The 16,534-nt window shown below is 38.0% G+C and carries 16 protein-coding genes and 1 pseudogene; all 17 read left to right on the top strand.

From position 1 onward, the window contains the following. Positions 1-12 precede the first annotated feature (12 nt). Positions 13-801 (top strand): glycosyltransferase family 2 protein, encoded by a 789-nt coding sequence (locus tag JEU79_RS23615; protein WP_198266398.1) that lies wholly within the window; start codon positions 13-15, stop codon positions 799-801. Positions 802-829: 28 nt separating this feature from the next. Then, positions 830-1,489, top strand: coding sequence for an FkbM family methyltransferase (locus JEU79_RS23610; RefSeq protein WP_198266397.1), 660 nt, complete (start codon positions 830-832; stop codon positions 1,487-1,489). Between the two features lie 56 nt (positions 1,490-1,545). After that, entirely contained in the window at positions 1,546-2,313 is a 768-nt protein-coding gene (gene rfbF / locus JEU79_RS23605) for a glucose-1-phosphate cytidylyltransferase (protein WP_198266396.1), read from the top strand. Then, complete coding sequence (gene rfbG, locus JEU79_RS23600) at positions 2,310-3,380, top strand: CDP-glucose 4,6-dehydratase (protein WP_198266395.1); 1,071 nt, start codon at positions 2,310-2,312, stop codon at positions 3,378-3,380. Before rfbF ends, rfbG begins: the two co-directional genes overlap by 4 nt. Continuing rightward, on the top strand, positions 3,377-3,943 hold the full coding sequence (rfbC, locus tag JEU79_RS23595) for a dTDP-4-dehydrorhamnose 3,5-epimerase (RefSeq protein WP_198266394.1): 567 nt from the start codon (positions 3,377-3,379) through the stop codon (positions 3,941-3,943). The genes rfbG and rfbC overlap by 4 nt, the downstream gene beginning before the upstream one ends. Beyond that, entirely contained in the window at positions 3,940-5,166 is a 1,227-nt protein-coding gene (locus JEU79_RS23590; protein ID WP_198266393.1) for a class I SAM-dependent methyltransferase, read from the top strand. Before rfbC ends, JEU79_RS23590 begins: the two co-directional genes overlap by 4 nt. Continuing rightward, positions 5,163-6,329, top strand: coding sequence for a DegT/DnrJ/EryC1/StrS family aminotransferase (locus tag JEU79_RS23585; protein ID WP_198266392.1), 1,167 nt, complete (start codon positions 5,163-5,165; stop codon positions 6,327-6,329). The genes JEU79_RS23590 and JEU79_RS23585 overlap by 4 nt, the downstream gene beginning before the upstream one ends. Then, a complete protein-coding gene (locus JEU79_RS23580) occupies positions 6,326-7,411 on the top strand; it encodes a LuxE/PaaK family acyltransferase (RefSeq protein ID WP_198266391.1) in 1,086 nt (361 codons plus the stop codon). Before JEU79_RS23585 ends, JEU79_RS23580 begins: the two co-directional genes overlap by 4 nt. Before the next feature lie 152 nt (positions 7,412-7,563). Beyond that, positions 7,564-8,731: pseudogene (locus JEU79_RS23575) on the top strand (IS3 family transposase). Between the two features lie 123 nt (positions 8,732-8,854). Then, the gene (locus tag JEU79_RS23570) at positions 8,855-9,991 is read left to right on the top strand and encodes an acyl-CoA reductase (RefSeq protein WP_198266390.1); all 1,137 of its coding nucleotides are present in this window, start codon (positions 8,855-8,857) and stop codon (positions 9,989-9,991) included. A 66-nt stretch (positions 9,992-10,057) separates the two neighbouring features. Beyond that, a complete protein-coding gene (locus JEU79_RS23565) occupies positions 10,058-10,294 on the top strand; it encodes an acyl carrier protein (RefSeq protein ID WP_198266389.1) in 237 nt (78 codons plus the stop codon). An 11-nt stretch (positions 10,295-10,305) separates the two neighbouring features. Continuing rightward, entirely contained in the window at positions 10,306-10,794 is a 489-nt protein-coding gene (locus JEU79_RS23560) for a 3-hydroxyacyl-ACP dehydratase FabZ family protein (protein ID WP_198266388.1), read from the top strand. A 15-nt stretch (positions 10,795-10,809) separates the two neighbouring features. After that, on the top strand, positions 10,810-12,609 hold the full coding sequence (locus JEU79_RS23555; protein WP_198266387.1) for a thiamine pyrophosphate-binding protein: 1,800 nt from the start codon (positions 10,810-10,812) through the stop codon (positions 12,607-12,609). A 70-nt stretch (positions 12,610-12,679) separates the two neighbouring features. Continuing rightward, the gene (locus JEU79_RS23550) at positions 12,680-13,714 is read left to right on the top strand and encodes an N-acetylneuraminate synthase family protein (protein ID WP_246540702.1); all 1,035 of its coding nucleotides are present in this window, start codon (positions 12,680-12,682) and stop codon (positions 13,712-13,714) included. Between the two features lie 27 nt (positions 13,715-13,741). Next, positions 13,742-15,178 (top strand): AMP-binding protein, encoded by a 1,437-nt coding sequence (locus JEU79_RS23545; protein ID WP_198266386.1) that lies wholly within the window; start codon positions 13,742-13,744, stop codon positions 15,176-15,178. 10 nt (positions 15,179-15,188) lie between these two features. Further along, positions 15,189-15,845, top strand: a complete 657-nt coding sequence (locus tag JEU79_RS23540; protein WP_198266385.1) for a GNAT family N-acetyltransferase — start codon at positions 15,189-15,191, stop codon at positions 15,843-15,845. Between the two features lie 78 nt (positions 15,846-15,923). After that, on the top strand, positions 15,924-16,534 hold a 611-nt coding region (locus JEU79_RS23535; RefSeq protein ID WP_198266384.1), incomplete at its 3' end, for a cephalosporin hydroxylase family protein.

The following is a 16,534-nucleotide window of genomic DNA, read 5'->3' as shown; positions in this document are numbered from 1 at the left end:
CTAATAAAGGGTATGATTGAACTGAGTATCATTGTTCCAACACATGCACGACCCAGAGAATTAGTTCGTTGTTTAAAATCCATTCAAAATTGTCAATTACGTAGTTATGAAATCATTCTGGTTGCAGATATCAATGATCCCAAAACCTCTGAAATTGCCGGTGAATACCTAAGAAATTGTGATTACTACGTTATCCGAGGGGGAAAACCCGGGCCGGCTGAGAGTAGAAACTTAGGTATAAAAATGGCAAGTGGTCATCATATTTTGATTTTTGATGATGATGATGCGCTACCGGATAGTGATTATCAAGCATTTGTCGATGCAGCATTATCGAATCCTCACGATGTTATTTATGGAAATGTTAATTTTTTAAAAGAAGACAGAGAAAAAGATATTATCTTTCCTGACCCACCGATTTCACATGCAGTAATTGCCAATGATTTCCCTAACATGTATGTGAAAAATTTCATTTATACTCAGGCCTGCATCTTTCCTGCTGAGGCAATAAAACAAGTCAGTCAGGATACTCATATGCGTTCATTTGAAGACTGGGAATTTTTATTGGCAGTTGCCTCAAAAACAAATTTTAAACCGATTAACCTATTGGGTGCGATTATTTATAAAGATTATATTAATAAGGGAAATCGACGTAGCACTACCGATGCAGCAAAAGATTTTGAATTAGTGCTTGATTATCTATACGTCTATCGACGCTGGCCGGCACCGAATGAAAAATTAAAAGCTATGCGTTCAGAGATGCTTGAATCACAAGGCTTAACAATTGCCAAACAATATCTTTAACCATAAAAAGAAAAGATTGAGAAATTAAATGCTAATTAATTTTACCCGATGTAGTGAAGTCATGAGTTGCCTCTACGGTAGAAAAGCCACTAAGGTTTATCACATTGGAGCACATATAGGCGAAGAGGCAACTGCTTATCATGAAAATGGTGTCACCGATGTTTGTTGGTTTGAAGCTAACCCTCAAATCATTCCACAGCTTCAGGCAGCCATTAATACGGTAGATATGAAGCAAACAATTGTGCCTTATGCCTTATGGAATAAGAATGAAAAAATAAAGTTAAATATCTCCAGTAATTTCCAGTCATCATCGGTATTTGAATTTGATAAACATCAGGATTATTACCCTAATATTGTCTATACCGATGCCATAGAAATGGATGCTTTTCGGTTAGATTCCTTTATTAGTCTAGCAGATAGTCCCTTACCATTTGCTGATTTTGATTTTATTAATCTTGATACCCAGGGGGCAGAATTTGCCATTCTTGAAGGTTTGGGTGAATATATTAAATCTCCCAGCTTAATGGGTATTTATGTGGAAGTGAATCGAGAAACCTTATATAAAGATATTCCTCTTATCGATGAATTAGACCGATTTTTAGAGGGGCATGGCTTTATACGTTTGCAAACTGCCTGGACAAATGCAGGCTGGGGTGATGCCCTCTATGTTCGAAAAATTGAAAACTAAATTGGCTTAGGATTTGCTATAACACTTAGTATTTGATATGACACTCAGGACTTGATATGAAAGTAGTTATTTTAGCCGGCGGATACGGCACCCGAATCAGCGAAGAAACACATTTGCGTCCTAAGCCAATGGTTGAGATCGGCGGTAAGCCAATACTCTGGCATATCATGAAAACTTATTCCCACTATGGTTTAAATGATTTTATTATTTGTCTGGGATATAAGGGCTATATAATAAAAGAATACTTTGCTAACTATTTTTTACACATGTCAGATGTGACCATTGATTTTAAAGATAATAGTATGGAAATCCATAATAATATGGCTGAACCCTGGAAAGTGACATTGGTTGACACTGGACAGGAAACCATGACTGGTGGACGCTTAAAACGAATAAAAAAATACATCGGCAATGATGATTTCTGTTTTACCTATGGTGATGGTGTTGCCAATATCAATATTAAAAAATTAATTAAGTTTCACAAAAAAAATAATACCATGGCAACAGTCTCAATCATCCAACCCGATGCACGCTTTGGGGCAATCAATGTGGCAGAAAATAAAGTCACTTATTTTGAAGAAAAACCAAAAGGTGAGGGCGGTTGGATAAATGGCGGTTTTTTTGTCTTATCTCCCAAGGTTTTTAAACTCATTAATGGTGACGAGACGGTATGGGAGAATGAGCCATTGGATACGCTTGCTAAAGAGGGGCAACTCTCAGCATTTACTCACCATGGTTTTTGGCAGGCAATGGATACTCTTAGAGATAAATCGCAACTAGAAGAATTATGGAAAAGTAATAATGCACCCTGGAAAGTGTGGTGATTGAGTCAAATTTTTGGCAGGGTCGTAAGGTCTTTTTGACCGGTCATACGGGCTTTAAAGGTAGTTGGCTAAGTCTATGGTTAAAGCAGCTGGGTGCTGTGGTGACGGGTTATGCCCTAGAGCCACCGACAAGCCCTGCTTTATTCAATGATGCTGGCATTAATCATGCATTAAAAAAACATATTCATGGCGACATTATAGACGGTGCTAGTCTTAGTCGTGCTATGCATAATGCTGAACCTGAAATTGTTATTCATATGGCGGCTCAATCCTTACTAAGAGAGTCCTATGACGATCCATTGGCGACTTATTCGACCAATGTCATTGGTACGGTTAATCTGTTTGAAGCGATTAGAAAGACTGTCAGTGTGAAAGCTGTACTGAATATTACTACTGATAAATGTTATGAAAATAAAGAATGGAACTGGGGCTATCGGGAAATAGAGCCCATGGGTGGGTATGACCCTTATAGCAGTAGTAAAGCCTGTGCAGAATTAGTCAGTTCAGCTTATCGCCAATCTTTTTTTCAACACTCTGGTGTGGCATTGGCTACAGCACGAGCAGGTAATGTGATTGGTGGCGGTGATTGGGCAACCGATCGCATTGTTCCCGATGCCATGCGAGCCTTTATGGATAAGCGGATTCTATTCGTGCGAAATCCCCTGGCAATTAGACCATGGCAACATGTTTTAGAGCCACTTGCGGGCTATCTCTTGCTTTGTCAGCAATTGTTACAAGCACCAGAACAATTTTCTGAACCTTGGAATTTTGGCCCTAAGGATGAAGATGCTCAACCGGTATCCAGATTAGCCGATATAATGTCTGAAAATTGGGGCGCATCAGCACAGTGGGCACTAGACAAAGAAGCACATCCACATGAGGCACGGTTTTTGAAACTGGATTGTTCAAAGGCAAGAACGCAACTCAAATGGCAACCGCTTTGGGATCTTGAACGTGCTTTGACCGAGAGTGTACGCTGGTATAAGGCTTGGCACAATCAAGAAAATATGCATCAATTTACGCTACAACAAATTAATTCTTATCAGGAAGAACTACAGTCACAATGACGAGTCGCTTTAAATTTAATGCCCTATCTTTAGCGGGCGCTTATCTTATTGAGCAACAGCCCATGAGCGATCAGCGCGGTTATTTCAGCCGTTTTTATTGTGCTGAAGAATTCAAATCAATCGGCTTGGAGCAAGCCATTGCACAAATGAATGTTAGCTACACCGGGAAAAAAGGCTCGATTCGTGGTATGCACTTTCAATATCCACCACAATCGGAAACAAAAATAGTGACTTGCCTACAAGGTGAAATCTTTGATGTAATTGTGGATTTAAGAAAAAATTCAGACACTTTTTTACAATGGCATGGTGAAAAATTAAGCGCAAAAACTCCCCGGAGTTTATACATCCCAGCGGGATTTGCTCATGGCTTTCAAACCCTGAGTGATGATTGCCAATTACTTTATCTACACACCGAAGCGTATGCGCCGGGTGCAGAAGGTGCGCTTAATGTCATGGAGCCACAATTAGCTATTCCATGGCCATTGCCTATTAGTGAAATTTCTCAGAAAGATAGTGACCATCCATTACTGAATGAGTCGTTTGAAGGACTGAAAGTGCTATGAAATGCAGACATTGTGACACTGAATTAGAACATCGCTTTGTTGATTTAGGCAGTTCACCCCCTTCAAACTCCTATCTCAGTGATGCTATGATGAAGGCTCCTGAGAAGTGGTATCCGCTTAAAGTCTTGGTCTGTCATCATTGCTGGTTGGTGCAAACAGAAGACTTTGTGGGTGCATCAGAAATGTTCTCAGATGATTATGCCTATTTTAGCTCATTTTCATCCTCATGGTTACAACATGCTCGCAACTATGTTGATATGATGATCCGCCGTTTTCACTTACACGAACAGAGTTGTGTGGTGGAAATTGCGGCTAATGATGGTTACCTTTTGCAATTTGTTAAACATAATAACATTCCTTGCTATGGCATTGAACCCACTCATGGCACAGCGGAAGCAGCCAGAGAAAAAGGCCTTGAGATTGTTGAGGAATTTTTTGGTGAGCAACAGGCCAAAGAATTAGTATCACAAAATAAACGGGCTGATTTACTTGTTGCTAATAATGTCCTTGCCCATGTACCGGATATTAATGATTTCATAAAAGGCTTTACGGTCTTGCTTAAAAAGGATGGTGTGGTTACATTTGAATTTCCACACTTATTAAATTTAGTAAAATATAATCAATTTGATACAATTTATCATGAGCATTATTCCTATTTATCCTTGATTTCAGTGCAAAGTATTTTAGAAAAAAATGGTCTGAATGTTTTTGATGTTGAGGAGTTAACAACTCATGGTGGCAGTCTGAGAGTCTATGCACAAAGCAGTGAAACGGGCAAACAAGCAATTAGCGAAAATGTCGAAGCGCTATTAACCCAAGAGACAATTGCGGGGCTTAATCGTTTAGATTTTTATACAGGCTTTCAAGCTAAAATTGAAACAATAAAACTCGATTTTGTGGACTTTTTAATTCAAGCTAAAAGAGCGGGCAAGCAGGTGGCAGCCTATGGTGCAGCTGCAAAAGGTAATACAATGATGAATTTTTCAGGTGTTCATGCTGACTTGATTGCTTTTGTTGTGGACAAAAACCCTGCCAAGCAAGGAAAATATATGCCGGGTAGTCGGATACCGATAAAGGATGAACAATACCTCAAAGATAATCAAGTGGATTATGTGGTTATCTTCCCATGGAATTTAAAAAATGAAATTATAGCTCAACTTGATTATATTAAACGGGACGGTAAACAATTTGTTTTGGCCATTCCAGAGTTAGAGCTACTATGACAAAGCAACGTATTTATTATACTAAGCCTTCTATTGGCGAACAAGAAGTTGCTTATGCAACCGATGCAGCAAAAAATGGTTGGGGCGCTCAATGCTATGATTATTTGGATCGCTTTGAAGCAGAATTTAAAGCGCATCTGGGGGTGAAATATGCTATCGCCACATCCAGTTGTACTGGTGCTTTGCACATGGGCTTATCAGCCTTAGACATCGGTGCTGGTGATGAAGTGATTCTGGCAGATAGCAATTGGATTGCAAGCGCATCACCCATCGTCCATTTGGGTGCTAAGCCGGTATTTATTGATATCAGAGAGGATACTTGGTGTCTCAATGAACAGTTGATTGCGGCGGCTATTACACCACGAACCAAGGCTATCATTGCAGTCCACCTCTATGGTAATTTATGTGAAATGCAAGCCTTACTGGCCTTGGGTAAGCGGTATAATCTCCCTATTGTTGAAGATGCAGCCGAAGCAATTGGTTCAATTTATCATGGTAAACGAGCGGGTTCAATGGGCAAGTTCGGGGCTTTTTCTTTTCATGGTACAAAGACACTTACAACAGGTGAAGGTGGTATTTTTGTTACCAATGATGATGCGCTTTATGAGCGAGTCTTAACGCTGAGTTCTCATGGCCGTTCACCCACACAGACTAAACAATTTTGGGCTGACACTGTAGGGTTTAAATTTAAGATGTCCAATATACAAGCAGCGATTGGCTGTGCTCAGTTAGAGCGTATTGATGAATTAATCAGTAGAAAACGTGACATATTGGCTTATTACCGACAACAATTTAGTGCTATTGATGGCATTAAAATAAATCCCGAGCCGGATAATATTGTTAATGGTGCCTGGATGCCAACCATTGTCTTTGCTAAAAATATGGGCATAACACGGGAATTATTACTGCGTTTATTTTCTGAAGAAAATATTGATGCCCGTGTTTTTTTCTGGCCACTATCGGCAATGCCCATGTTTGAAGCGGTAAAAACAAATACCAATGCTTGGTCAATTCCTCAACGGGCAATTAATTTACCCAGCTATCATGATATGACAAATGAAGATTTAGAGCGTGTTGCAAATGTTGTTAAGGACTGTGTTAAAGGCTGCGTTAAAATAGGTGTCAAAAACATGGCAGAAAACAACAGGTTTATCGAGCAATGAAAAATATTGACGATATGCTGTCAATACCACCTTTTTCACTTGCACAGCAGGAAAAATCCAATGTTCTAGGGGCACAGCTTAAATATTTAACAGCTTACCATTACCAGCATTGTGCAGCTTATAAAAAAATACTCGATGCAATGTGTGTTCAACCTGAAACCATATCCAGCTTATCTGAATTGCCATTTTTACCAGTTCGATTGTTTAAACAATATGATTTAAAAAGTGTGAATCAAAAAGCTATCATAAAAACAATGACCTCTTCAGGTACTTCAGGCCAGCAAGTATCAAAAATATATTTAGATCGGGAAACCTCGCGTTATCAAACAAAAGTTCTGGCAAAAATCATTCAATCCTTTCTGGGTAGTGTGCGCCTTCCCATGCTTATCATTGACAGTGCATCGGTGGTTAAAGACCGTGCACTTTTTTCGGCGAGAGGTGCGGGTATATTGGGTTTTTCCATGTTTGGACGTGATGTGACCTATGCGCTTGATGACAATATGGTATTGGATTTTGCTATTCTGGATGACTTTTTTACTCAATATGCCGGCAAAAAAATTCTGATATTTGGTTTTACTTTTATGATCTGGCAGTATTTTTATCAATCCTTAAAAAATAGCACTTATTGTCCGGATCTATCCCAAGCTATTTTGCTGCATGGGGGCGGATGGAAAAAACTAATAGACAATGCGGTTTCTCCCCAAGTGTTTAAAGACTCACTTAATAAGGTGTGCGCTATTGAAAAAGTCTATGATTACTATGGCATGGTTGAGCAGACGGGTACTCTGTCTATGGAATGTGAATTTGGTTATTTACATAGTAGTATTTTCAGTGATGTGATTGTACGCAGAGAAAGTGATTTTATGCCTGCTGAGGTGGGGGAAGAAGGTATTGTTCAAGTTTTGTCGGCACTACCGATGTCCTATCCTGGACACTCTTTATTGACCGAAGATAATGGGATTTTACTGGGTGAGGATGATTGTTCGTGTGGTCGTAAGGGAAAATACTTCACAATAACAGGGCGTATAAAAAATGCAGAAATAAGAGGATGCAGTGATACTCATGCCGCTGAATTTATCTGATATTCAATTACTTGCTGGTAGTGATCAGTATGAGGCAATGCCTTGTTTAAAAACCTATAGGCCTTTTGATGTAAGATTGATTGATTTAATGTGGCTATACTTAACCGGACACACAACTTAAAATAACTAAAAGATAAAAAGTGTGACCTAAAATGAATGATCAAACAAAAAAACCGAATAAAAGCTATACATCAGAATTTAAAGAATCAGCTGTCAAATTAGCTAATGAGACGGATCAACCCGTTTCTCAGACTGCCAGGGAGCTAGGTGTTAATGTAAATACTCTACATACCTGGATCAGTAAATATTCCAAACCGGTGAAGACGGTAGCCAATAGAAGTGATGAACACATTTATGATGAAGTAAAACGTCTGAAAAAAAGAATTGGCAAAAGTGATTCAGGAGCGTGATTTATTAAAAAGGCCACAGCGTACTTTGCAAGGGAAACTTTGTGAAGTACGCATGGATAACTGATCAGGCTAAAGATTACCCGGTAACGATTCTGTGCCGTTTTATGGATGTTTCCCGTAGTTGCTATTATGATTGGGTTAGCTCTCCTAAAACGGATAGAGAGAAAGAAAATGAAGCGCTTACTGAGCAGCTAAAAAACTGTTTGAAGACAGTCGCAAGACTTATGGAACCCGTCGTCTTAAAAGAAAACTGGCTGAAAAAGGCGTTCATATAAGCCGCCGGAGAATTGGTCGATTAATGAAAAAAGCCGGTTTGTTTTGTAAAACGAAGAGACGCTTTAAAGCGACGACTAATTCCAAGCATAATAAGCGTATATCTCCAAATTTACTGGAAAGAGAGTTTACTGTCTCTCAACCTGATCGCTACTATGTGGGTGATATTACCTATATTGCCACCAAGGAAGGCTGGTTATATTTAGCGGTTGTCATTGACTTATTCTCTAGGCAAATTGTTGGCTGGTCGATGGATGAGCGAATGAAAGCCAAAGCCAAGCTAGTCAATGATGCTTTACTGATGGCCATATGGAAGCGTAAACCAATGGATGGATTGCTTTGGCATACTGACCGAGGTAGCCAATATGCCTCTGATAGTCATAGAAAAATATTGTCGGATCATAACATAATTCAGTCTATGAGCCGCAAAGGAAATTGCTGGGACAATGCTGTATCAGAGAGCTTCTTTCATAGTTTGAAAACTGAATTGACGCACCATTGTCGATTCAAAACCAGAGTAGAAGCAAAGCAGGCAATATTTGAATATATTGAGGTATTTTATAATCGGGAGCGACTTCATTCGGCTAATGATTATTTGTCACCAGTCGATTATGAAATACAGCAGGAAATAGCTTAAATCGATTGATTGAAGAGGGGTAAAAGGCGACATAAATGCCGCCCATTACCGTTGACGGCCATCGGCTCCTCAGCCTGTGCCGTGAAGATATTGTAACAGGATCATTACCGTTGTGAAAATACCTTGGGTGAATGGAACGGCTCACACATCAATTTTTTTGATGGCTTATCAAAAAAGTTATTGAAGCATCCAGATAGTCGTGCTTATCCTGACATTACTAGCTTCGGTTTTTTTTGCCGACGGGCAAACATAAAACAGCTAAAAAAACCTTATGAAGATAATGCATCACAATGGCTTGGCCGAGGCCTGAGCTTTCATATTGCACCATCCAATGTGCCGATAAACTTTGCCTATAGTTTATTTGTGGGACTGATTTCGGGCAATGCTTGTATCGTCAGGTCTTCTTCTAAAGATTTTATTCAAACCCGTATTGTCAGTGATGCTATTGCCCAAGTCTTAGATGAAGATAAATTTATTGACTTAAAAGCGCGTATTTCTATAATTAAATATGAACATAATGCAATAATAAATGACTATTTTTCAGGCTTATGTGATGTCAGAATTATTTGGGGCGGGGATCAAAGCATTGCTGAAATCCGTCAATCCCCTTTAGCAGCACGAGCCTATGATATTACTTTTGCTGATCGTTATTCACTCTGTGTTATTAGTGCAGGCGATTATTTACAGATAAGCGATAAGCATAAAATTGCTTTAGGGTTTTATAATGATACCTACTTATTTGATCAAAATGCGTGCTCATCACCTCGCTTGATATATTGGTTGGGTAGTGAGACAGAGATAGCAGAAGCAAAAGCTATTTTTTGGCATTATGTGCAAGTCATGCTTGATGAGAAAAAATATAAAACTACCGCAATTAGTTCGATTAATAAATATTATACTGCTTGTAGTGCTGCTATTGATTATCAGGATGTTCAAATAATTCAAACACAGGATAATCGTATTAGTCGAATTCAATTAAGTGCATTACCGGATGATTTACCAGAACATGTTTGTGCGGGTGGTAGTTTTTTTGAGTATTCAGATACGTCACTCGATAAACTTTGTGACGTTATTACAAGAAAGTTTCAGACTTTGGTATATATTGGACTGGAGAAAAATGAAATTGTCGAGCTTTTTTTAAATAAAGGTGTTTTAGGTGTGGATCGCATTGTTCCTTGTGGTAAGGCAACAGATTTCGGCCTAGTTTGGGATGGCTATGATTTAATTCGGCAGATGTCGAGAATCATATCCATGGCATAAGTATTGCAGTATTTATAGATATTAGAGAGAATTAAGGGATTTATTGATCCCATGTAAGGAAAAAATATGTCAAATAGAGAAACTTATAATGAGGTTTTTACTAAAATATTTAATATTAATGAAAGTGATCTGGCGGGCTTAAAATATCAAGACATTAAAGGTTGGGATAGTGTCGGTCATATGCAATTGATGGCAAGTCTGGAAGATGCATTTGCAATTGAGCTGGATATTGATGATGTAATTGATTTCTCTAGTTATGAAGAAGGCATTAATATTTTAAAAAAATATGCTGTGGAAATTTAACGGATAAAAGCATGAGTAATGATACTAAGCCCTTAAGCTTTGATCTGATGGGGATTCAGGCCTGTCAGCAAAACAGACATCCGTTATTATTTGTTGATCGTATTCTTGAGGCCGTACCCGGTAAGAGTGCTCGGGGTATCAAATGTTTTTCATATAATGAATGGTTTTTTCCGGCACATTTTGCGGGTGATCCGAATGTGCCGGGATTTATTCAAATTGAGTGTATGGTACAAACTTTCATTATGTCTTTTCTCTGTATGCCTGAATACAAGGGTAAAAAAACCAATTTTATCAGTGTCGATAAAGTGCGTTTTAAGAGAAAAATAATTCCGGGAGACACATTGGAATCGGTCGCTATATTGAACTCTTTTCGGCGCGGTATGGCAATGGGACAATGTGAGTCATTTGTTGATGGCGAACTAGCTTGTAGTGCAGACTTTATTGTGGGCATTCCTGATGTGTTGAATAGCTACATTCCCAAAAAGCCACGATCAGAATAAAATGGAAATTAATCAATGATGCGCGTTGCCGATTATGTTATAGAACGTTTGTATGCAGAAGGTTGCAAACATATCTTTATGGTAACGGGACGTGGTGCTTTATTTCTAACCGATGCTGTGGCAAGACATAAGGCTACACATAGTATATCAGTACATCATGAACAGGCAGCAGCTTATGCCAGCGTAGCTTATGCGGATTATTCAGAACAGCCCAGTGTTTGTCTTGTTTCTACAGGCTGTGCCGCAACAAATACCATTACGGGCGTTCTTTCTGCGTGGCAGGATGGCATCCCTTGTGTGTTTATCTCTGGTCAGAATATGTTGCAAGAAACGACACATTATACCGGAATAGCGCTGAGAACCTATGGGCAACAGGAAGCTGATATTATCCCTATTGTTACTTCAATTACAAAATATGCCACCATGATCAGCGATCCCAAAAAAATTAAATATGCGCTTGAAAAAGCACTTTATTTAGCTCAAACGGGAAGAAAAGGGCCGGTCTGGATAGATATACCTCTGGATGTGCAAAGTATGCACATAGAGCCGGATGAATTAGAATCCTTTGTTCCGGAACCGGTTTATTTTCAGCCTATAGCTGAAGATATTCAGTATCTTCGTCAAGCAATTCAACAAGCAGAACGTCCGGTTATATTAATTGGCAGTAGTATTCGTTCAGCTGATGCGATAGATGAATTACACCGTTTTATTGAACAATACCAAATCCCACTGGTTTATTCGGCTTCAGCAGTGGATAGCTATGGCACAGATAATTTACTTTCAATTGGTTCAGTGGGCATTATGGGCTGTACCCGTGCAGGCAATTTTGCCTTGCAGAATTCAGATTTATTGCTGGTACTGGGCTGTCGATTATCTTCAATGACGACAGGCACTGAATATTGTAAATTTGCACGCTCAGCAAAAGTCATTGTTGTTGATATTGACAGCGTTGAGCATAGTAAAAAGTCGATTAAAATAGATCGCTTGATTATTGCGGATATTAAACATTTATTAAATGAGTTGATGACTATAACAATTAAGTCAGAATCAGCACAGATGCAATGGATAAAAAAATGTTTACATTGGAAACAACTTTTTTCTATTAGTGACGTTCACATTATAAATAAGCATCTCGATGAAGAGCGAGTGGATTTATACCACTTGGCAGCGAGTTTTTCTGAAATATTACCTCTGGAATCTGTTTTTTTAACAGATTCCGGGCTTAATGAGCTTATATTGCCCACTAATATTTGCTTTAAAGAGGGAATGCGCTGTATTCACCCTGTCTCTCAAGGAGCAATGGGTTTTGCATTGCCTGCAATTATAGGGGCATATTATGCGAGTCATTTGCCGGTGATTGCGGTTATTGGTGATGGTTCAATTATGATGAATTTACAAGAATTAAAGACGATTCAATACCTTAAAATTCCAGCAAAAATATTTGTTATCAATAATAATGCTTATGCTGTTATTCGAAAAAGACAGGTTAAATTATTCCGTTCACGTACCATAGGAACGGATGCAGATAATGGCATAGAATGTTCGGATTTTAAAAAGATTGCATCAGGATTTGAAATTTCGTATGTGAAAATTTTAAATAGTGCAGATTTAGCAAGCAATCTTAAATTTGTAATTGCTATGGACGGACCAGTTTTGTGTGAAATCATGGGCTTGGAAAATCAGGATTACATTAATGTCTCACATGCACGTAATTCTGAGGGACAATATGTTCAACGCCCCCTTGAAGATCAAAGCCCATTTCTGGATAGAGAATTGTTTCAGTCTGAAATGATCATAGAGCCGATTGATCAATAATGTCGATGATTGTCCTTCATCACTTGATGTTATAGAGTTTAAGAGCACAATTCATAAAGAGGAATAGATTTTGGCAAGTTTGAAACTGAATGATTCAACTATGATCAGTGATTATGGTCGTCCATATATTGTTGCCGAAGTTAATACCAGTCATTTTGGTCATATGGATACGGCAAAAGCAATGATTGTTGAAGCAAAAAAATCTGGCTGTGATTGTGTTAAATTTCAATCATGGTCAGCAGATTCCTTATACTCACAAATATATTATGACGAATTACCTTTTGCAAAGCGAATGGCTGATAAATTTTCTTTCTCAGAAAGCGAATTAGCAGAAATTGCTGATTTTTGCAGTGTAACAGAAATTGCTTTTGCATCCACTCCTTACTCAAAGGCTGAAGTTGATTTTCTCGTTGAGCGCTGTCAAGTGCCCTATATTAAAGTTGCTTCAATGGATTTGAATAATCATTTTTTTCTAGATTATATTGCTCGTTCAGGAGTGCCGATAGTACTTTCCACCGGCATGGGGGATTTAGAAGAAATTCATAGTGCTATCGCAAGCATTAAACAAACTGGTAATAATGCGATATGCCTATTACATTGTATCTCTATTTATCCTCCGGAAGTATCAACCATACGCTTAAATAATATTATTGGTTTACGTAAGGAATTTCCTGATTATCCCATTGGTTTTTCCGATCATTCAATCGGAACAGAAATTGCCACAGCGGCAACTGCCTTGGGGGCATGCATGATTGAAAAACATTTCACCCTTGATAAAACACGAATTGGAATGGATAATCAAATGGCTATGGAACCTAATGAGATGAGCTTAATGGTCAACCATTGCCGTATAGTTCAACAAGCACTAGGGGATGAGGAACGTATTGTCTTAAGCGAAGAAATAGAACAAAGAACAAAAATGAGACGTAGTATTATTGCAACGAAAGATCTATCGGCAGGCACTCAATTAACGACCGATGACTTAGATGTAAAACGACCTGGAACGGGATTGCCACCAGAAAAAATGAAACAGTTAATCGGTAAAATATTAGTGCAGGATGTCAAAGAAAACACTTTGATCACAGTAGCAGATTTTGCTCAATGAGTAACAAAATCCTTAAAGGTGTTAAGCATGTGGGATCTTAAACAATACAGTGATAATGTTGCAATTATTAACGAAGCAGGGGATAAGCTAAGTTATGCTGATTTACAAGTAGCAACAGAAAAACTAGCTGAACAAATAAGTGCTCGATGCCTGGTTTTTTGTCTTTGCACTAACAATGTAGGTTCATTATTGGGTTATGTGACTTTTATCAATCATAATATTGTTCCAGTGATGCTTGATGCACAAATTGACAGTCAGTTTTTTGCTAAGCTAACGGCAAGCTATCAGCCGGATTATTTTTGGCTACCCTCAGAGAGAGTAGCAGATTTTGAAGATTATCAAGTTGTATACAGTGATTGTGATTATACATTGTTGAAAACATCTCACACTGCGGCATATGCTCTTTTTTCAAAACTGGCATTGTTATTGACCACATCGGGATCAACCGGTAGCCCTAAGTTAGTAAGGCAGAGTTATGACAATATAAAAAGTAATATGCAAGCCATTACGAGCTATCTTGAAATTGATGAAACAGAACGCTCAATTACGACTTTACCAATGAATTATACTTATGGCTTATCAATTATAAATAGTCATTTATGTGCGGGTGCATCCTTAATTTTAACGCAACAAACAATAGTACAAAAAAACTTTTGGCAGCAACTAAAGGACTTTAATGCCACTTCATTTGGCGGCGTTCCTTATACTTATGAAATGCTGGACAGACTCCGATTTTATAAATTGCAACTGCCCGCATTACGTACGATGACACAGGCAGGTGGTAAATTATTGCCAGCACTTCATGAAAAAATTGCCCGCTATGCTAAAGAGACAGGTAAGCGATTTTATGTCATGTATGGTCAAACAGAAGCCACGGCACGAATGTCTTATTTACCTTATGAACAGTCGCTTGATAAATATGGCAGTATTGGAATTGCCATTCCTGGTGGAAAACTCTCTATTCTCGATGAACATGGAGACGTTATAGAAAGTACTGATATGACTGGCGAATTAATGTATGAAGGCCAGAATGTGATGCTAGGATATGCTGAACAAGGCGCTGATCTTAACAAAAGTGATGAATGTGCGGGTAAGCTTTTAACCGGTGATATGGTTAAGGTTGATGAGGATGGCTATTATTGGGTTGTGGGTAGGAAAAAACGTTTTATAAAAATATATGGCAACCGTTTGAATCTCGATGAAATGGAACAATTACTTAAAGCACAGTTTGCACCTGTAGATATTGCCTGTAGTGGTTTGGATGATAAGATGTATATATTTATTTGTAATGATGAGTTATCAAACGTGAAAATAAACACTCTACTCGAAAAAGTAAAAGATTATACAGTTAATAAAACACAGTTGAATCAAAGTGCTTTTTATATGAAAGCAATTAACTGCATTCCTAAAAATAAGTCAGGAAAGATAAGCTATAAAGACTTAGAAGAATATTATGACGCCTGAGGACAGTTGCTTGAATGATAAACAAGAGACCGATTATATAAAAAAGATTTCAATGGGAGATGAGGTCTTAGAAATTATAATTTATGATGATCAAGCCAATGAAATTGGCTTATTACGTGCATTGAATAAAAAAGATTTATTCAATGAAACAATGATAAAAAAAATAACGGATTGGAGAAATTCAAATAAAGAATTTTTTTTAACACAATTTAATGCAACATCCGAAAGAACCAGACAATGGCTGGAGAATACCGTTTTATCCAGTGCCACACAAATGATGTTTTTAATTTATAGTGAGGGGACATTACTGGGGCATTATGGTTTCAAAGAGCTGAGTAATGAGTCGGTTTTATTAGATAATGCAATGCGTGGTGAGCGTGGAGGGCATCCAAAATTGATAGAATATGCGGCATTAGCACTTATTAAATGGTTGTTTGAAATGTTTGAAGTTAACGAAATATATGGTTATATCATTGCAAAAAATCCTATGGCAATAAAATTAAATAGAGCCTTAGGTTTTACGTTTAAGGAAAAATTACCACTGCATAAAGAAATTGATGGAGATGAGACAAAGTGGTTGATGGGAAAACAGGGCGATACCAGTCAGAGTAATGATTATTTTCAAAAGATCGTCATGATGCGCTCTGAAAATGATGTCAATCGTTAAATAATTGGTTAAATCTGCGTCGTTTAAAAATTAGTAAATTATTTTTAATAAATATAAATAGCTTAAAAGGTAGTCTTTATGGATCCAGTCAGTGATTTTAAAAAAGAAGTTAAAGATAATATCTGTGGCTTATCTAAGGATGAAGATTTTAAAAAACAGTCTCTTGCATGGAATATTGCTTCAGCCGATCATCATTACACCTATAATTTTAAATCGCTTGGGCGTCCTATTATTCAATTTCCCCAAGATGTAATGGCGCTGCATGAAATTATTTGGCAAGTGAAGCCCGATTTAATTATTGAGACAGGTATTGCACATGGTGGTTCATTAGTCTCTAATGCATCCGTGTTAGCCTTGTTAGAATACGCTGAAGCACAACAAAACTCGTTAATGATTGACCCATCTAAGCCTAAACGAAAAGTTTTAGGTATTGATATTGATATTCGAAAACATAATCGTCAGGCATTAGAATCACACCCCTTGTTTCCCCATATCGATCTGATAGAAGGATCCAGTATTGAACAAACAATTATTGATAAAGTAATAGCCTATAGCAAAAATTTTACCAGAATACTTGTTTGTCTTGATTCGAACCATACACATGAACATGTACTGAGTGAATTACAGGCCTATGCACCACTAGTTTCTATGGGGAGTTATTGTGTGGTTTCTGATACCATTGTTGAGAT

Origin of the sequence: sulfur-oxidizing endosymbiont of Gigantopelta aegis, assembly GCF_016097415.1 — a bacterium.
In the GTDB taxonomy this organism is placed as follows: Bacteria; Pseudomonadota; Gammaproteobacteria; order GRL18; family GRL18; genus GRL18.
Note: the sequence above shows the minus strand (reverse complement) of the source record. Positions and strands in the feature narration are given on the sequence as shown.